We start from the raw sequence: 220 nt of genomic DNA on the forward strand, positions 1-220 counted from the left end.
TGAATATCGCTGCCGCCGGGGGCGTAATCCCAGCCGGGGTCGATACCTTCCGGCATCTCAATCTCTGCGCCTTTAAAGGTGATTTTGCGCAGTTTGATCGCTGGGGCTTTGTCCGGGCCACTTTTGCCCATGCGGTTTAGGTCGCGCAGGTTATAGGCGATCACCGTGCATTGGCAGCCCCAGCCGTTGGGCGGGTAATGGCTTAGCCACCAGGGATCAT

1 protein-coding gene is annotated in these 220 nt (G+C 58.6%); it reads right to left on the reverse strand.

The genetic code is table 11. The features are described from left to right. Positions 1–220: putative phage head morphogenesis protein (locus MO867_RS23285; protein ID WP_252473535.1), on the reverse strand; the 220-nt coding region annotated here is incomplete at both ends.

Origin of the sequence: Microbulbifer okhotskensis, assembly GCF_023895975.1 — a bacterium.
GTDB classification, from domain to species: Bacteria; Pseudomonadota; Gammaproteobacteria; order Pseudomonadales; family Cellvibrionaceae; genus Microbulbifer; species Microbulbifer okhotskensis.